The sequence below is a fragment of the Streptomyces sp. NBC_00654 genome (assembly GCF_026341775.1).
In the GTDB taxonomy this organism is placed as follows: domain Bacteria; phylum Actinomycetota; class Actinomycetes; order Streptomycetales; family Streptomycetaceae; genus Streptomyces.
Window position 1 is genome coordinate 768,778 of record NZ_JAPEOB010000002.1, and the last position, 13,493, is coordinate 782,270.

Annotated in this window: 16 protein-coding genes; 6 read left to right on the plus strand and 10 right to left on the minus strand. The window is 72.3% G+C overall.

What is annotated here, in order from left to right; genetic code table 11:
* Window positions 1-33: 33 nt before the first annotated feature.
* Genes OHA98_RS23645 through OHA98_RS23655 form a run of 3 tightly spaced genes read right to left on the minus strand, consistent with a single transcriptional unit; the run spans window position 34 to window position 2,017 of the window.
* On the minus strand, window positions 34-1,068 hold the full coding sequence (locus tag OHA98_RS23645; RefSeq protein ID WP_266928744.1) for a xanthine dehydrogenase family protein subunit M: 1,035 nt from the start codon (window positions 1,066-1,068) through the stop codon (window positions 34-36).
* On the minus strand, window positions 1,065-1,631 hold the full coding sequence (locus OHA98_RS23650; RefSeq protein ID WP_266928745.1) for a 2Fe-2S iron-sulfur cluster-binding protein: 567 nt from the start codon (window positions 1,629-1,631) through the stop codon (window positions 1,065-1,067). Before OHA98_RS23650 ends, OHA98_RS23645 begins: the two co-directional genes overlap by 4 nt.
* Window positions 1,631-2,017: a hypothetical protein gene (locus OHA98_RS23655; protein ID WP_266928746.1), complete on the minus strand. Its 387-nt coding sequence runs from the start codon at window positions 2,015-2,017 to the stop codon at window positions 1,631-1,633. The genes OHA98_RS23650 and OHA98_RS23655 overlap by 1 nt, the downstream gene beginning before the upstream one ends.
* A gap of 195 nt (window positions 2,018-2,212) precedes the next feature.
* Here OHA98_RS23655 and OHA98_RS23660 point away from each other — a divergent pair, with 195 nt between their 5' ends.
* Window positions 2,213-2,548, plus strand: a complete 336-nt coding sequence (locus OHA98_RS23660; RefSeq protein WP_266928747.1) for a DUF6479 family protein — start codon at window positions 2,213-2,215, stop codon at window positions 2,546-2,548.
* Between the two features lie 13 nt (window positions 2,549-2,561).
* Window positions 2,562-3,386, plus strand: coding sequence for a VOC family protein (locus OHA98_RS23665; protein ID WP_266928748.1), 825 nt, complete (start codon window positions 2,562-2,564; stop codon window positions 3,384-3,386).
* Window positions 3,387-3,408: 22 nt separating this feature from the next.
* On the opposite strand, the gene OHA98_RS23670 is transcribed toward OHA98_RS23665, so the two are convergent.
* Window positions 3,409-3,987: a DUF6328 family protein gene (locus tag OHA98_RS23670; protein WP_266928749.1), complete on the minus strand. Its 579-nt coding sequence runs from the start codon at window positions 3,985-3,987 to the stop codon at window positions 3,409-3,411.
* Window positions 3,988-4,422: 435 nt separating this feature from the next.
* On the opposite strand from OHA98_RS23670, the gene OHA98_RS23675 reads away from it, so the two are divergent.
* Entirely contained in the window at window positions 4,423-4,809 is a 387-nt protein-coding gene (locus OHA98_RS23675) for a VOC family protein (protein WP_266928750.1), read from the plus strand.
* A 150-nt stretch (window positions 4,810-4,959) separates the two neighbouring features.
* Here OHA98_RS23675 and OHA98_RS23680 read toward each other — a convergent pair whose 3' ends face one another.
* A complete protein-coding gene (locus tag OHA98_RS23680; protein WP_266928751.1) occupies window positions 4,960-5,697 on the minus strand; it encodes a DUF885 family protein in 738 nt (245 codons plus the stop codon).
* A 77-nt stretch (window positions 5,698-5,774) separates the two neighbouring features.
* On the opposite strand from OHA98_RS23680, the gene OHA98_RS23685 reads away from it, so the two are divergent.
* On the plus strand, window positions 5,775-6,296 hold the full coding sequence (locus tag OHA98_RS23685; RefSeq protein WP_266930871.1) for an AfsR/SARP family transcriptional regulator: 522 nt from the start codon (window positions 5,775-5,777) through the stop codon (window positions 6,294-6,296).
* Window positions 6,297-6,313: 17 nt separating this feature from the next.
* Here OHA98_RS23685 and OHA98_RS23690 read toward each other — a convergent pair whose 3' ends face one another.
* Window positions 6,314-7,435: a transposase gene (locus OHA98_RS23690; RefSeq protein WP_266928752.1), complete on the minus strand. Its 1,122-nt coding sequence runs from the start codon at window positions 7,433-7,435 to the stop codon at window positions 6,314-6,316.
* A 125-nt stretch (window positions 7,436-7,560) separates the two neighbouring features.
* A complete protein-coding gene (locus tag OHA98_RS23695) occupies window positions 7,561-8,772 on the minus strand; it encodes an MFS transporter (RefSeq protein WP_266928753.1) in 1,212 nt (403 codons plus the stop codon).
* A gap of 114 nt (window positions 8,773-8,886) precedes the next feature.
* Between OHA98_RS23695 and OHA98_RS23700 the strand changes: the two genes are divergently transcribed.
* Both OHA98_RS23700 and OHA98_RS23705 read left to right on the plus strand, forming a co-directional pair.
* Window positions 8,887-9,882, plus strand: a complete 996-nt coding sequence (locus OHA98_RS23700) for a helix-turn-helix transcriptional regulator (protein WP_266928754.1) — start codon at window positions 8,887-8,889, stop codon at window positions 9,880-9,882.
* Window positions 9,883-10,189: 307 nt separating this feature from the next.
* Complete coding sequence (locus OHA98_RS23705) at window positions 10,190-10,858, plus strand: hypothetical protein (protein WP_266928755.1); 669 nt, start codon at window positions 10,190-10,192, stop codon at window positions 10,856-10,858.
* 111 nt (window positions 10,859-10,969) lie between these two features.
* Here the strand turns inward: OHA98_RS23705 and OHA98_RS23710 are convergent, their stop codons facing one another.
* The 3 genes from OHA98_RS23710 to OHA98_RS23720 all read right to left on the minus strand — a co-directional run bounded on the left by OHA98_RS23710 (window position 10,970) and on the right by OHA98_RS23720 (window position 13,458).
* A complete protein-coding gene (locus OHA98_RS23710) occupies window positions 10,970-11,548 on the minus strand; it encodes a GNAT family N-acetyltransferase (RefSeq protein ID WP_266928756.1) in 579 nt (192 codons plus the stop codon).
* A 62-nt stretch (window positions 11,549-11,610) separates the two neighbouring features.
* Window positions 11,611-12,534 (minus strand): hypothetical protein, encoded by a 924-nt coding sequence (locus OHA98_RS23715; RefSeq protein ID WP_266928757.1) that lies wholly within the window; start codon window positions 12,532-12,534, stop codon window positions 11,611-11,613.
* 126 nt (window positions 12,535-12,660) lie between these two features.
* A complete protein-coding gene (locus OHA98_RS23720) occupies window positions 12,661-13,458 on the minus strand; it encodes a tyrosine-protein phosphatase (RefSeq protein WP_266928758.1) in 798 nt (265 codons plus the stop codon).
* Window positions 13,459-13,493: the final 35 nt, after the last annotated feature.

Consider the following 13,493-nt stretch of genomic DNA (forward strand, 5'->3'; position numbering starts at 1 on the left):
TGATCCGGATGGGGGGTGTCGGGTGTACGGGGCTCAGCCGGGCCGGACGGGCTGTCCGGAAGGTCCGTCCGGCTCCGCCCGTCCTGGCGGCCGGCTCAGTTCGCTCAGCACGTCGACCGCCAGCCGGCGGGCGAGGTCCACCTTGAACGCGTTGTCGCGCAGCGGCCGGGCGGCGGCGAGCTCGGCGTCCGCGGCACGCGCGAAGGTGGCACGCGTGGCGGGCGCGCCCGTCAGCACCCCTTCCGCCGTGCGGGCGCGCCACGGCCGGTGGGCGAGTCCGCCGAAGGCCAGGGCCGCGTGCGCGACGCGGCCGTCACGCACCTGGACGAGGGCGGCGACGGAGGCCAGGGCGAAGGCGTACGAGGCCCGGTCGCGCGCCTTGCGGTAGAGGGAGACGGCACCGTCGGGGCGCGGCGGGAGCAGCACGTCGGTGATCAGCTCGCCGGGCCGGATCGTGGTGTCCTGATCCGGGTTCTCCCCCGGCAGCCGGTGGAACGAGGTGACGGGTACCGCGCGCTCGCCCTCGGGTCCGAGCAGCAGGACGGTGGCGTCGAGCGCGGCCAGGGCGACCGCCATGTCCGAGGGGTTCGTCGCGACGCACTCGGCGGAGTGCCCGAGGACCGCGAGGTCGCGGTGGGCGCCCTCGCGGGCGGGACAGCCGGAGCCGGGTGACCGCTTGTTGCAGGGTTTGGAGGTGTCCTGGAAGTACGGGCAGCGGGTGCGCTGGAGCAGATTCCCGCCGGTGGTGGCCGTGTTGCGGAGCTGTCCCGAGGCTCCGGCCAGCAGCGCCTGGGAGAGCGCGGGGTAGCGGGTGCGTACGTCCGGGTGTGCGGCGAGGTCGCCGTTGCGCACCGTCGCCCCGATGCGCAGGCCGCCCTCCGGGGTCCGGGTCACCCGGTCCAGCGGGAGCCCGCTGACGTCGATGAGCAGCTCCGGGGTCTCGACCCCGAGTTTCATCAGGTCGACGAGGTTGGTTCCCCCGCCCAGGAAGCGGGAGCCGGGCCGGGCCGCCCGGAGGCGCACGGCCTCGGCGGCGGACGCGGGGCGCAGATAGGCGAACGGTTTCACGGCGCCACGTCCTCGATCGCTTGGACGATCCGGGGGTAGGCGCCGCAGCGGCACAGATTGCCGCTCATGCGCTCGCGGATCTCGTCCGCGTCCAGGACGGCGGGCCCTCCGTGGGCGGCGCCCCGGGGCGTGGCGTGCGAGGGGAACCCGTCCGCGGCTTCGCCGAGCATGCCGACGGCGGAGCAGATCTGTCCCGGCGTGCAGTAGCCGCACTGGAGGGCGTCCCGCTCCACGAAGGCCCGCTGCACGGGGTGCGGCCGGTCGCCCTCGGCCAGCCCCTCGACGGTGGTGACCGCGGCGCCGTCGTGGGCGACGGCGAGCAGGAGACAGCTGTTGGCACGGCGTCCGTCGACGATCACGGTGCAGGCTCCGCACTGCCCGTGGTCGCAGCCCTTCTTCGCACCGGTGAGTCCGAGGTGCTCGCGCAGCATGTCCAGGACGGTGGTGCGGTGGTCGAGGGTGAGGGTCGTCGCGGTGCCGTTGACGTACAACGTGAGCGTCGAGGACGTGCCGGCGTCCCGCCGCAGCCCGGCGCCCCGGCTTCCGGCCTTGTAGGGGTCCACTAGTGGCTCTCCAAGCGCAGACGGACTTCTTCCTCCTGGTCACCGGCCGCGGTCCCGACGACCCGCACGGCGAAGGCCCCCGTCAGCTGCTGACGCAGCCGTTCGACCGCCCAGTAGCCGCCCTGCGCGTCGACCATCACAGGAGCCGACAGATGGGCCGGTTCGGCCACGGCCCTGGCTTCGGAGACATCGACCGTGGCCATCCACACGGTCGGCCGCGGCCCTTCCGCCTGCCTGGGTGAATCGCTCTCCGGGCGGTCGGAATCGAAGGAGCGGCGCAGCACGTCGAACACGGTCCGTGCGTCCTGCGTGGAGCATCCGGTCAGCGCGACCACCACCTCGCGGCCCGCCGGGTGGTCGCGGCTCTGCTCTCGCGTGCTGTTCACCGTGGTTCCTTCCCACTGGGAGCCGGAAATTCGGGGACCCCTTCCAGGCTCACCCCGCAGCCGGCCGGCGGCGACACGAGAGCGGCACTCGGCCGTCGGACACTGCGGTGAAACTTTTTCTCCCTTACATCCCCATAAAATATGAATTTGTGTGAATAACTGACTGTCGGCCCCGGTCCGGGGTATGCGGCATGCATGGACGTAACGAACGGAGCCCAGGCTTCCCTCGCCACCACGCTCGCGGACGGAGCGGGCGCCCTCGGGGTTGTCCTGCCCATCGCCGGAGTCGCCGTGGTGGCCTTGCTGATCGGCGCCTTCTGGTGGGGCATGCGCAAACGGGACACGGAGCTGCCACCGCCGCGCCCCGACGAGCAGCCCCACGCACCCGACCACCGCGCCCACATCGAGGAGCCCGACAAGCACGGCTCGGACCGGTTCCCGGAGAACGGCAGCGGCCTGTCACCGTACGAGCTGGGTGATCACGGCAATGAGGTGATCCCACCCGACACGGATCCCCCGCAGAACCGATGAAGGCAGTGGGTTCATGACCTCGGGACAGTCGCGCACGGGACCCGGTGCGGCGCCGCTGACAGGAGCGGCGGCACCGTGCTGGGTCAATCTCATGACCAGCGACCAGGAGGCCGCGCAACGGTTCTACGGTGCCGTCCTGGGCTGGACGTTCCGCCCGGGAAGGCTCGGCCGGCAGTTCGCCGTCGCCCGCCGCGGCGGGGTGCCCGTCGCCGGGATCAGCGCCATGTCGTCCGTGTACCAGGTCGCCATCGCCTGGATGCCCTACTTCGCCGTCGAGGACGCCGATGTCGCCGCCGCCCGGATCCGTGAGCGCAGCGGGACGGTGGCGGTCGGTCCGCTGACGCTCGGCAAGGGACGCGGGGTCCTGGCCGCCGACCGGGACGGGGCGGCGTTCGGCCTCTGGGAGCGGACCGAGCCCGCCACCTCACCACCGGCCCCGGACGGCCATTCGCACGCCTGGCTGCGGCTGCGCACCCGTGACGCGTTCGATGCCGCGATCTTCTACGGCGAGGTGCTCGACTGGGCCAGTGGCCGTCCCGGCTGCTGCGACGTCGCGTACGAGGGGGACGAGGTCATCGTGCGGTGCGACGGGCGGCCACTGGCCCGGATCAGCTCCGGGGCGGTGGAGGCGGCCGTCGACCCCGTCGTGCGCCCGCACTGGCAGGTCCAGTTCCCCGTGACGGACCTGGCGGGAACCATCGCGGCGGCACAGCGGCACGGCGGCACCCTGGTCGAGGAGCAGGCCGTGCTCCGCGGCCGTGAGGCGACCCTGCGGGACCCGGACGGAGCGCTCTTCACCGTGACCGATGTGCGCAGCCCGGCGCGGACGGACGACTGAGCCGTTCGGTCCTGCGGGCCGCTCAGTCCCGCGGGCCCGAGCGCCGCCGCCGGCCCCGGCCGTCCGCGCGGGCGCGCTCCCACAGAGGGAACGCGAACCAGCAGACCAGGAACCACAGCGCCATGCCGCCCACCAGCCACAGGGCCGCGCCATTGTGCAGGGCGACGCGGAGGATCAGCAGCAGGGCCGAGCACATCGTGCAGAACAGCAGCACCAGACCGAGCACGGTCAGCCGCGAGGCCCAGACGACCGTCACCGGCTTGACCCGGCGGCCGGTGAGCAGCCGGTGGTACGAGACGGGCCCGATGAGCGTGGCCGCCGTCGCCGAGCCGAGCAGGACCGTCACCACGTAGATGTTGCGGTCGGTGACCGACAGTTCGGTGAACCGTGGCTGGAAGACCACGGCGAGCAGGAAGCCGAAGAGGATCTGTACGCCGGTCTGGGCGACCCGCAGTTCCTGGAGCAGATCGCTCCACCGCCGGTCCGCCCGTTCCTCCTCGGTCTCCCGGCGCCCGCTGTCCCGGTCCGTCGCCCGGTCCGCTCCCCCGGCCGCCCCGGCGTCCGCATCCCCGTCCCGGGCGCCGTCAGAACTCCGTACCACCGGATGCCTCCTCACTGCGCCTGTACGGATCTCTCCGCGACGGTGGGCCCGAGGTACCGCGCGTTCCTCCGGTGCCGCGTGGCGAACCCTCTCCCTCCATGGTGAGCGCATCACGGGCGGCTCCGCCCGCCGGAGACGGCCGCACGGCGGGAGGCCGGTGAGTGAGGGGGGAGGCCGGTGAGTGGGGGGGGAGGCCGGTGAGTGGGGGGGAGGCCGGTGGCCGGGGCAGGGGCAGGGGCCGCCGACCGGAGCGGGGGTCGGTGGCCCGGGCTCGGTGGGGGCGGTGGGCAGGGGGCGGAAATGAGCCATCACGCCAGGAGCCCTCGACGTCCCTCCGTCCGCCTGCCTAGGATCCCCGCACGGCATCGCGCGTCGGTCACCGGCCGGGTGAGGCGTGGAGGTAGCCCGTGAGATGCCCGTTGGAGGCATTCCACAGTGTCAGTAGAGTTGAATCACACCATCGTTCATTGCCGGAACAACCGGGAATCCGCCGAGTTCCTGGCGCACCTTCTGGACCTGGAGACCGGGCCGGAATGGGGCCCTTTCATTCCGGTCGACCTCGCGAACGGCGTCACACTCGACTTCGCGACGGTTCCCGAAGACTCGATCGCGATGCAGCACTACGCCTTCCTCATCTCGGAGGCGGAGTTCGACACGGCGTTCGCCCGGATCAAGGAGCAGGGGCTGACCTACTACGGCGATCCCCATCAGAAACTCCCCGGCGAGATCAACCACAACGACGGCGGCCGGGGCGTGTACTTCTTCGATCCGAGCGGCCATGCCCTGGAGCTCATCACCCGTCCGTACGGCGGCATTTCGTAGCCGTACGGCGCCTGTGAGCACGACATGACATGGCAGCTGCCCCGTCCGCCGGACGACCGGGCAGCTGCCATGGGGCCGGCTCCGGGCGGTCGGCCTCACACTCGTCCCCACCGCGGACCGTCCGCGCCGTCCGGGCCGGTGCCGCCCTCGTCACCCGAGAGCAGCTTCCGTCAGGCCGGCAGCGGGCGCACCGGGGTCACCTCCCAGCCGCCGGGCCGCGTCCACGTGGCCCCGGTCGCCGAGGAGCTCCCAACGCTGCAGGGCGAGGGGGACGTTGCCCTCGCGCCACAGGCGGCCCATGAAGGAAGCGAGCCCGAAGGTGTCGCCCTCGCGCTGGGCGGCGTCGGCGAGGAGGTCGTGGATCTGCGTCTTGCCCATGAGGTAGCTCAGCCCCTGGCCCGGGTGCCCGGCGAAGAAGGCCGCTTCCTCCCAGGCGGTGCCGGAGTCCATGGGGACGTACTCCGCGAGCCGGGTGGCGGCCTGTTCCAGGGTCATTTCGCCGAGGGCGAGGCCGATGTCCACCTCCACCCGCAGGGCACGCAGGCGCATCGCGTTCACCACGAACAGAGCACTGGCCGGGGCGTCATCGAACAACCCTGCGTGCAGGGTGAGTTCCTCGGCGTGGAAGGCGATGCCCTCGTTGACGGCGGAGTCGTAGTAGTGGCGTCGCACCGGGTCGGGACGGCGCCATGAGAGTGCCGACTGCCAGGCGTGAACGCCCTCATGGATGACGCCGACACGGGGGTCGTGGGCCTCTGCGCGCTGGAAGTAGGGCAGGTCCGCGCGGGGAGCGCGGATGTAGCGCAGGGCGTCGTCGCCGGGTTGACGGGGTGAGGCCATGTAGTGCGGGACGCCGAGCCAGGTCAGGGGTTCCAGATGGGGCGGCATGGGGGCGTTGCGGTAGTGGCGCAGGTCATGAGGGAGATCGATGAGGCCTTCGTCGCGTCGCGCGGCCCGAACTCGATCTGTTCCGCTTCATGGACTGTGTCGACGACGCGAAGCGCGCGCTCTCCGACGACAACTGTGAGCGCGGGGCGGCGACACTCAACGAGGCCCTGAGGCTCTGGCAGGGACCGCCACTCGTCGACATCCATGCGGGCCCGCTCATCGCGACCCATGTCGCCCGGTTGCAGGAAGTCCGCTTCAACAGCCTGGAACTGCGCATCGAGGCCGAACTGAAGCTCGGACTGCACAACGAGCTGATCGGTGAACTCGTGGGCCTGGCCGAGGAGTACCCGGTCCACGAGAATCTGCACGCGCAACTGATGGTCGCCCTCTTCCGGTCCGGGCGCCAGGCCCAGGCCCTCGCCGTCTTCCGCAAGCCGCACCACACACTGGCCGAAGAGCTCGGCATCGAGCCGTCCCGCCGGATCAAGCGGCTGCACGAGGCGTTGCTCTCGGCCGACCCCGAGCTCGAACCGCCCCGGTGCCGGTCCGGCGCGCTGGTGCGCACCCTCGACCTGCTCACCAGCGGCCCGCCCGCCTGAGCCGGCATCGACACGTGTCAGCTCGGCGCCGCACGCCGGGACAGACCAAAGGCATGCGCCGCCGACACCAGCGTGACGTGATGGTGCCAGCCGCAGAACGACCGGCCCTCGAAGTGCCTCAGGCCGGCCGTCTCGCTCAGCTCCTCCAACTCCCGGGCGGCCTGGGACTGCAGGGACAGGAACTCGAACACCGCCGCGGTCTGCGCGACTTCGACATTGGTGATCCACACCGACTCGGGGCAGCCGCGGTCCGGGGGGCATTCCGCGATGACCTTCCGGGCCCGCTGCGGTCGTCCGGCGCCGCCCGCGGCGTACGGCGGCGTGCTGGGCGGCAGCGGGGCCGTGACGTAACGAGGGCCGCGGGGCCGGCCGTGGCGCCAGTGCTGTGTCGTGCCCCGGCGGCCGGCCGACCTGGCCAGACCTCCGGCGCCGGTCACCACCTCACCGGAGCCGAGGCGCGCCAGGGGGGCGGTGGCCGAGGCCCGCACGATGTACTGCAGTCCGCGGATCTCCAGACCGCGGATCAGCAGGTCCGCGGCGGGGTTTCCACGCGCCTCCACCACCACCGGCGGCGGTTGCAAGCCCCAGGCGACGACCATCTCGTCCAGGGCCTCGAACAGATAGTGCCAGCGCGAGCGGTGCCGTTCGTGGCCCGGCACCCTGCTGCGGGAGCGACGCTCCTCGTCGGCGTCCCAGGACGGTGGCAGCAGCAGCAGCCAGTTGATCGGCACGGAGCCGTCCGGGCACACCAGCATGACGGTGAGCCCCAATTGGCAGTTGAGCACCCGGCCGGCGGTCTGCGAGAACTGCCGGTCGACGCCGACGGAGCTCTTGCCGTTCTTCGGCATGACGACTTCCCCGACCACCCAGGCCGTGGGGCGGAGGGCGGTGGCGGTCTCCTGGGCGAGGTTTCGGCGGACCGGTTCCCACGCCCAGGAGCTCTGGTTGACGAACTGCTGCAGACTCTGATCGGCCCGCTGCCCCAGGACCCACTCGGAGATCCGGCGCACCGACTTCCGGCCGGGGACCTCCACCAGGCCGCGCACGTACACCTCACCCCAGCGGCGCTGGTCGGCACGGGACATCGAAGTGAACAGGAAGGCACAGAACCGGGACAGGTCATCGCTCGAAGTCAGCACCGGTCCAGGCTGCGCGGCCCGGATGGAAGCCGGATGGAAGCGACATCGAAGCCACGTGCACCCACGCGGCCGGCGCTCGCGGCAGGCGTCGCGTTCGCCGGGGCGTGCCGGACGCGGCGGGACCGCTACGGCTGGGCGGGTACGGCGTCCTGATTCGGGCCCTCCTTCTGGCCCGCTGCCGTCGCCCTGCGCAGTCCGGGGGCCAGAACCAGGGTCGTGACCAGCGATGCCGCGGCCGTCACCACGATTCCGGTGGACGCCGACGTCAGCTCGGCCACCGAGCCGGCCAATGCCGCCCCGACCCCCTGCATGGTGAGCATCCCCGAGCTGTGCAGGCCCAGAGCCTGCCCACTCAACTCGTCGGGGGTCAGCGCCATCAGCTGGTTCTGGAGCAGCAGCCCGGCCGCGTACCCGAACGTGGCGACCGTGACCAGCACCAGGGCCATCGGCAGGCCCGGATGCAGCGCGAACAGCAGGTAGGGGGCTGCGAGCAGCACGCAGAGCGGGACGGCCAGCCGGTCCCGCCACCGGGCGGGCAGGAAGCGGCCCGCGACGATGTCCCCGACCAGCATGCCCACGGCGCCGAAGGCGAAGAGCAGGCCGGCGTTGCTGGGCGAGTACGGGACGTAGAGCGACTCCACCCCCACGATCAGGCCGTTGGGCACCCACAGCGCGAGGTAGACGTACCGCCGGGGAACCGAGGACCAGAGCCGCGCGTTGACGCGCCAGGTCTCGGCGACCGACGTCTTCCCGGCGCCCCGGGGCGGCCGCCTGGTGAGCCCACAGCGCGCCACCACGCCGGCCAGCAGATACAGGACGGCGGACAGGAGCAGGGTGCCGCGCGCCGAGAACACCATCACCAGGGCGCCGCCGAGCGCGAATCCGCAGATCTGGATGATCCCGACCGACATGTTGAGGACGGACCGCCCCATCAGGTAGCCGTCCCTGGTCAGGATCTCGTTGAGCAGCCCGTACCGCACCCCGCCGCTGACCGACCCGACGACGCCGAGCCCCAGCAGCACCACGAACAGCGCCCAGACCGGCAGCCCCGGGATCGCCTGCAGGGCCGTACCCGTGGCGAAGAGCAGGCTGAGGCCCGTGATGGCCGCCCGCGGCGGCAGCCGGTCCGCCCCGGACAGCACGGTGGCCGCCCCCACCATATGGGCGAGCGCGGGGGCGAACATGGCCAGTGAGGACAGGAGCGCCGAGCCGGTCCGCTGGTACACCAGGATGCCGAGGGCCAGTCCGCTCACCGTCTGAGCCGCGGTCTGCCCCGCGGAGGCGAGGAAGAGCGGGGTGAACTCCTTGGTAAGGAAGAGTTCCCGATAAGTACGCATGGCGGAGATTCTCTCCGGCATCATCGACGGATCGCCAGATTTTCGCGGGGCGGCGAACCCAATGAGCCGGCGGCGGATCGGCACGGCGTTATTCTTTCGCCGGGAGGCCGAACCATGAGCTGGTGGCAGGTCAGCGCCGACACACTGGCCACGAGCCGGTTCGTCACGTCTCCGCTCGCCGAGACCACGGCCTGCCTCAAGATCCTGCACCGGGGCGCGGCGGCGCATGCCGGCGAGCGTGACTGGCTCGACGCCCATCTGCCGCGCTACCGGGAGCGGTTGGCGCGGGACGCGACCACGGCGTCGCTGGTACGGGCGGCGCTCGGGCGCAGTTGGAATGCCACGTTCCTGACGCCGACGCCCGCCGACGCGGGCGACCGCGCGTTCGCCGAAGAACTGGAGCAGGTCCGCCGGACCCCCGCGGCCACCGCCCGCGCCGATCTGCGCGAGTCGCTGTCCGGCCCGCTGCCCGCTCCCCTCGACCACAGCGACGACCTCGCGGAGCGGGCGGCCGACCTGCTCGCATGGGTATGGACCGAGACGGTGCTGCCCTCCTGGCCGGTGCGCAAGCACATCATCGAGGCCGATGTCGTGGCCCGCACGGCCCGGTTGGGACAGGGCGGCTGGGTGACGGCCCTGGCCGGCATGCGTCCGGGCATGCGCTGGCTCGGACAGAACCGGTTGCAGATCACCACCTGTGACAGCCCCTCGCTCGAAGTCTCCGGCGCACAGCTGATGTTCGTCCCCGTCACCCCGAGCCAGAGCTGGGTCTGCTGGAACGCGCCGAGGGTGGCCGCGGACCGCACAGTGCGCCGGTGTGCCGTGGTCTACCCGTGCGCCGGCGCGCTCGCCGGAGCCGACCGCGCCCCGGTTCCCGAGTCCCTGGGTGCGCTGCTCGGCACCGGGCGCGCTGCCGTGCTCGTACTGCTCGACACCCCGAAGAGCACCACGCAGTTGGTTGCCCTGACCGGCCAGGGCCTGGGCTCGGTAGGGCGGCACCTCAAGATCCTGCTCGCGGCCCACCTGATCCAGCGCAGACGCGCGGGCCGGTCGGTCCTCTACTTCCGCTCGGCCACGGGCACGACCCTGGTGGACGCCCAGTCCGACTGAGACGGGACAGGCCCATCCGGCACACACACGCCGAGGCGCACGCACAGGCGGACGAGGCCGGGCGGACGCTCCAGGTCGCCGCGGCTCCACGTCCTTGTGACGTCCGCCCCCTCCGGCTCCGGGACGACGCGCCCGGTGAGGACCGTCGCCGACGGGCGAGCCGGTCCCGGGGACAGCCATTCCCGCGTTATTCTCCGAAACCATTGCCTCGTATGTGACGGATCGCTTGGAGAAGGAATGCCCGTACGCGTCACAAGACCGGTCACGGTGACCGCCGGAAGCCGGAGCAGCGCACCGCAGCAGGATCATGAACCGAGCATTCGCCTCCGGTGAACGCGCCTCGCGTGCGATCGACGCGACGCGCCTGCCCGAGGACGTCATGGCACGCATCGACGCCCTCGCCCCCGGAGAGGACCTGGTGATCACCCGGGACGGCGAACCGGTCGCGAGGATCTCCGGCGTCCCCGGCACCGTCGTCATCGGCACCGTCATGGATCCGGTCACGCCGAGCGCGGCCGATGAGGAGCCGTCGGCCACCGGCAAGGACGTCACGGTCGTCGTGACGGCGATGGAGCTTTCGGATGCGGCCCGCTCCTCGCTCTCCGACCGGCTCGGCGCGGACTACATCGTGCTCGACATCCACGCGGCGCCCGTATCGGCCGACGTCCTGCTGGTGCCGCCGGTCAGCCCGCAGCTGATCGGGAGCCTGCGGTCGGCGTTCCCCGAGGCCCGGGTCGTCGTCGCCGAGATCGAGGACGACGAACTCGGCGTCAGCTACCAGGGCCCGGTCCGACGCCTGCTCGACGCGGGCGCCGAGGCCTACCTGCCCCCGGCAACCGTCCCCCGCCTGGCGCAGCTGCTCGACCGAACCCTCACCCACCGACGCCGCCCGCTCGACGGCTCCCCCACGCCGGAGATCGAATCCCTCACGCCGGAGATCGCACCGCGTCGCGGGACACCGGATTCCCCGCGGTGATCGGTCCGACGCTCGCGCGGGGCGGGCGGAGGGCCCGGCCACCGCACGGCGTCACCTCGTACATCAGGAGACCGCCGAACGCGGCGCCCGGGGCTCAGCATCACGGGCCGCTCACACGACCGGCAGGACCAGTTCGGGCCGGTCCCACATCACCGCGGGCGGATTGGCGGCCAAGGTGCCGACACGCTCGGCTCCGACGCTGCGGTAGAAGCCCTCGGACGGCGGGTGCGAGACGATCCGCAGCCGGCTCAGCCCGGCCCGCCGCGCCTCGCCGCGCAGATGACCGACGAGGAGACGCCCGATGCCCAGACCCTGGGCGTCGTCGGCGACGAACATCAGGTCGAGTTCGGGCGGCGACAGGATCAGCGAGTAGAAGCCGAGTACCCGGCCGGTCCCGGTGACAGCCCCGGCGCCCGTACCGACGCCCACGCCCGTACCGACGGCCGGTCCGGTACCGGCGCCCGGCCCCGTGGTGCCACCCGCGACCGTGGCGGCAACGAACACCTGGTGCGCCTCGATGTAGTCCGGCCCGACCCGGTAGCCCGCGACCATCGGCGCGTAGGGGCCTTCGTAGGCGCGCGAGGTCCTGACCAGGCGGGTGAGCCGTTTGGCGTCGCCCGCCGTCGCCCGCCTGATCACCACGTCGTCGCGGTGCGTACCGCCCCCGGGGAACGTCGTGCCTGAAGTCATACGGGGAGTATTACCCATCGGCCGGGGCAGAGGCTGCCGGGCGGGGGCTGCCGGGCGGTTGGTCAGGACCCCGCGTGACCGGCGTGAACGGTGAACGCGACGGTGCGGACCTCGCCGTCGTGCCGGAAGTCCAGGAACAGCCGGTAGGCGCCGCTGCTGGGCGCGGTGGCCGTGAAGGACACCTCCGGGCCGGGTCCGCCCTCGTTCGGGTGAACGTGCAGATAGGCGAGGTCGCCCGAGCGCAGGGCGACGAGGTGCCCGTACGCCCCGAGGTAGGGCTGGAGGTCGGTGACCGGGCGGCCGTTCCTGCTCACGGTGAGCTTGAGCTCCCCCGGCTTCCCGGCGCGCAGGGCACCGTCGAGGGCGACCTCGTACCCGTCGGCAGTGGCGGTGCCGCGGACCGGCGGCAGGGGCTGCGGGCGGGCATCGCCCGCGACGGCCAGGTCCGCCCCGAGCGTGAGGCCGGTGGCCCCCTTGCCCGCGGGAGTGAAGTCGGCGAAGACACGGTACCCACCGGCGTCCGGCAGCCTGACGACGGTGGACCAGGTGCCGTCCGCCCCGCGCACGGGGTGCACATGGCGGTACTCGGTCAGGTCGCGCGAGGCGATGATGAAGTGCAGTTCCTTGGTGTGCTCGCGCTGGAACGCGGTGACCTTGCGGCCGTGCTCGTCCTTGATCGCGAAACGGATCTCGCTCCGGGCCCCGGCGGTCAGGGTGGGGGTGTCGAGGTCCAGGGTGTAGCCGCCCTCGGACACCTGCAGCCCGCCGGCCGCCCCCCGGTCCCCGCCCTCCCCTCCTTCGGCCGCCCCCGCGGACTCCTCCTCGTGGCCGCCGTGCCCGTCCGGCTGCTGCGCGGCACGACCGGGCGCGGCATGGCCGGGCGCGGCCTCGAACACCGGGTCGGCGCCGTTGCCCACGCCGTAGGCGGTACCGAACGTCGCGGCGAGCGCGGCGGCGAAGGCGGTGATCCTCAGTCCGGTGTTCATGACGGTCTCCCTGTGGCCGACGGATGTCGATGACGGGCGCCGTCGATGGCGGACGCCACGGACAGGTGTTCTTCCCGACCCCTAAAACATACCCCCTGGGGGTATGAAGTCAAGCCCGGGGGCCACTCAGCCGGAGACCACCAGCTCGCCGCGCAGCCGCTCCACCGTCGGTTCGGGGATCCGCAGCCCGTTGCGCACATATCCGTCGAGCCCGCCCCACCGCTCCTCCATCGCGTCCAGCGCCACGTCCAGATAGCGGGGACGGACCTCGGTGATCGCGGCGGCGATGCCGGGATCCCCGCCCGCGTCGAGGAACTTCTGCACATACGGCGCGAAGGCGGCCCGCACCGCCGGGTTCACCGCCAGGAACTCCGCGCGCACGACCTCCCGCGAGGCACCCACGATCATCAGCAGGACGGCCGCCGCCCAGCCGGTACGGTCCTTGCCCGCCGTGCAGTGGAAGAGCACGGGCCTGGCCCGCGCGTCGGCCGCCGTCTCCAGAAAGGCCCGGTAGGCGGCCGCGGCGGACGGCGAGAGCACCAGCTGCCGGTAGGTGTCGGCGAAGAGCCCCTCGGCCCTGCCGCCGCCGAGCGCACGGCCCGCCTCGGCCGGGTCCGCCAGCAGCGCCCGCAGCCGGGCCGGCGCGACCCCGGGGTTCCCACCGAGCACATCGGCGACGAACAGCCTGGCCCCGGCGGGCAGCCGGTCCGGGGCCCACTGGCGCTCGTCGGCGGTACGCAGGTCGACGACGGTACGAATACCGAGGGCGGCCACCGCCATGTCCCCCTGCGGGTCGTAGTCACTCAATTGCCCCGAGCGCAGGAGCACCCCCTGCCGCACCCGGCGGCCGCACCCCAGGGCGATACCGCCCAGATCGCGCAGATTGACAACGGTGGCGGCCGGGACGGCCCGGGCGGTCTGCACGATGAAATGCCTCTTTCCCTATGAGTTCAGCGAAT

Bases quoted from the DNA above. Each gene is read 5' to 3' on its own strand.
- OHA98_RS23660 (WP_266928747.1), top strand. From the start codon at position 2,213: ATGGACGTAACGAACGGAGCCCAGGCTTCCCTCGCCACCACGCTCGCG.
- OHA98_RS23665 (WP_266928748.1), top strand. From the start codon at position 2,562: ATGACCTCGGGACAGTCGCGCACGGGACCCGGTGCGGCGCCGCTGACA.
- OHA98_RS23680 (WP_266928751.1), bottom strand. From the start codon at position 5,697: ATGCCGCCCCATCTGGAACCCCTGACCTGGCTCGGCGTCCCGCACTAC.
- OHA98_RS23695 (WP_266928753.1), bottom strand. From the start codon at position 8,772: ATGCGTACTTATCGGGAACTCTTCCTTACCAAGGAGTTCACCCCGCTC.
- OHA98_RS23700 (WP_266928754.1), top strand. From the start codon at position 8,887: ATGAGCTGGTGGCAGGTCAGCGCCGACACACTGGCCACGAGCCGGTTC.
- OHA98_RS23705 (WP_266928755.1), top strand. From the start codon at position 10,190: ATGAACCGAGCATTCGCCTCCGGTGAACGCGCCTCGCGTGCGATCGAC.
- OHA98_RS23710 (WP_266928756.1), bottom strand. From the start codon at position 11,548: ATGACTTCAGGCACGACGTTCCCCGGGGGCGGTACGCACCGCGACGAC.
- OHA98_RS23715 (WP_266928757.1), bottom strand. From the start codon at position 12,534: ATGAACACCGGACTGAGGATCACCGCCTTCGCCGCCGCGCTCGCCGCG.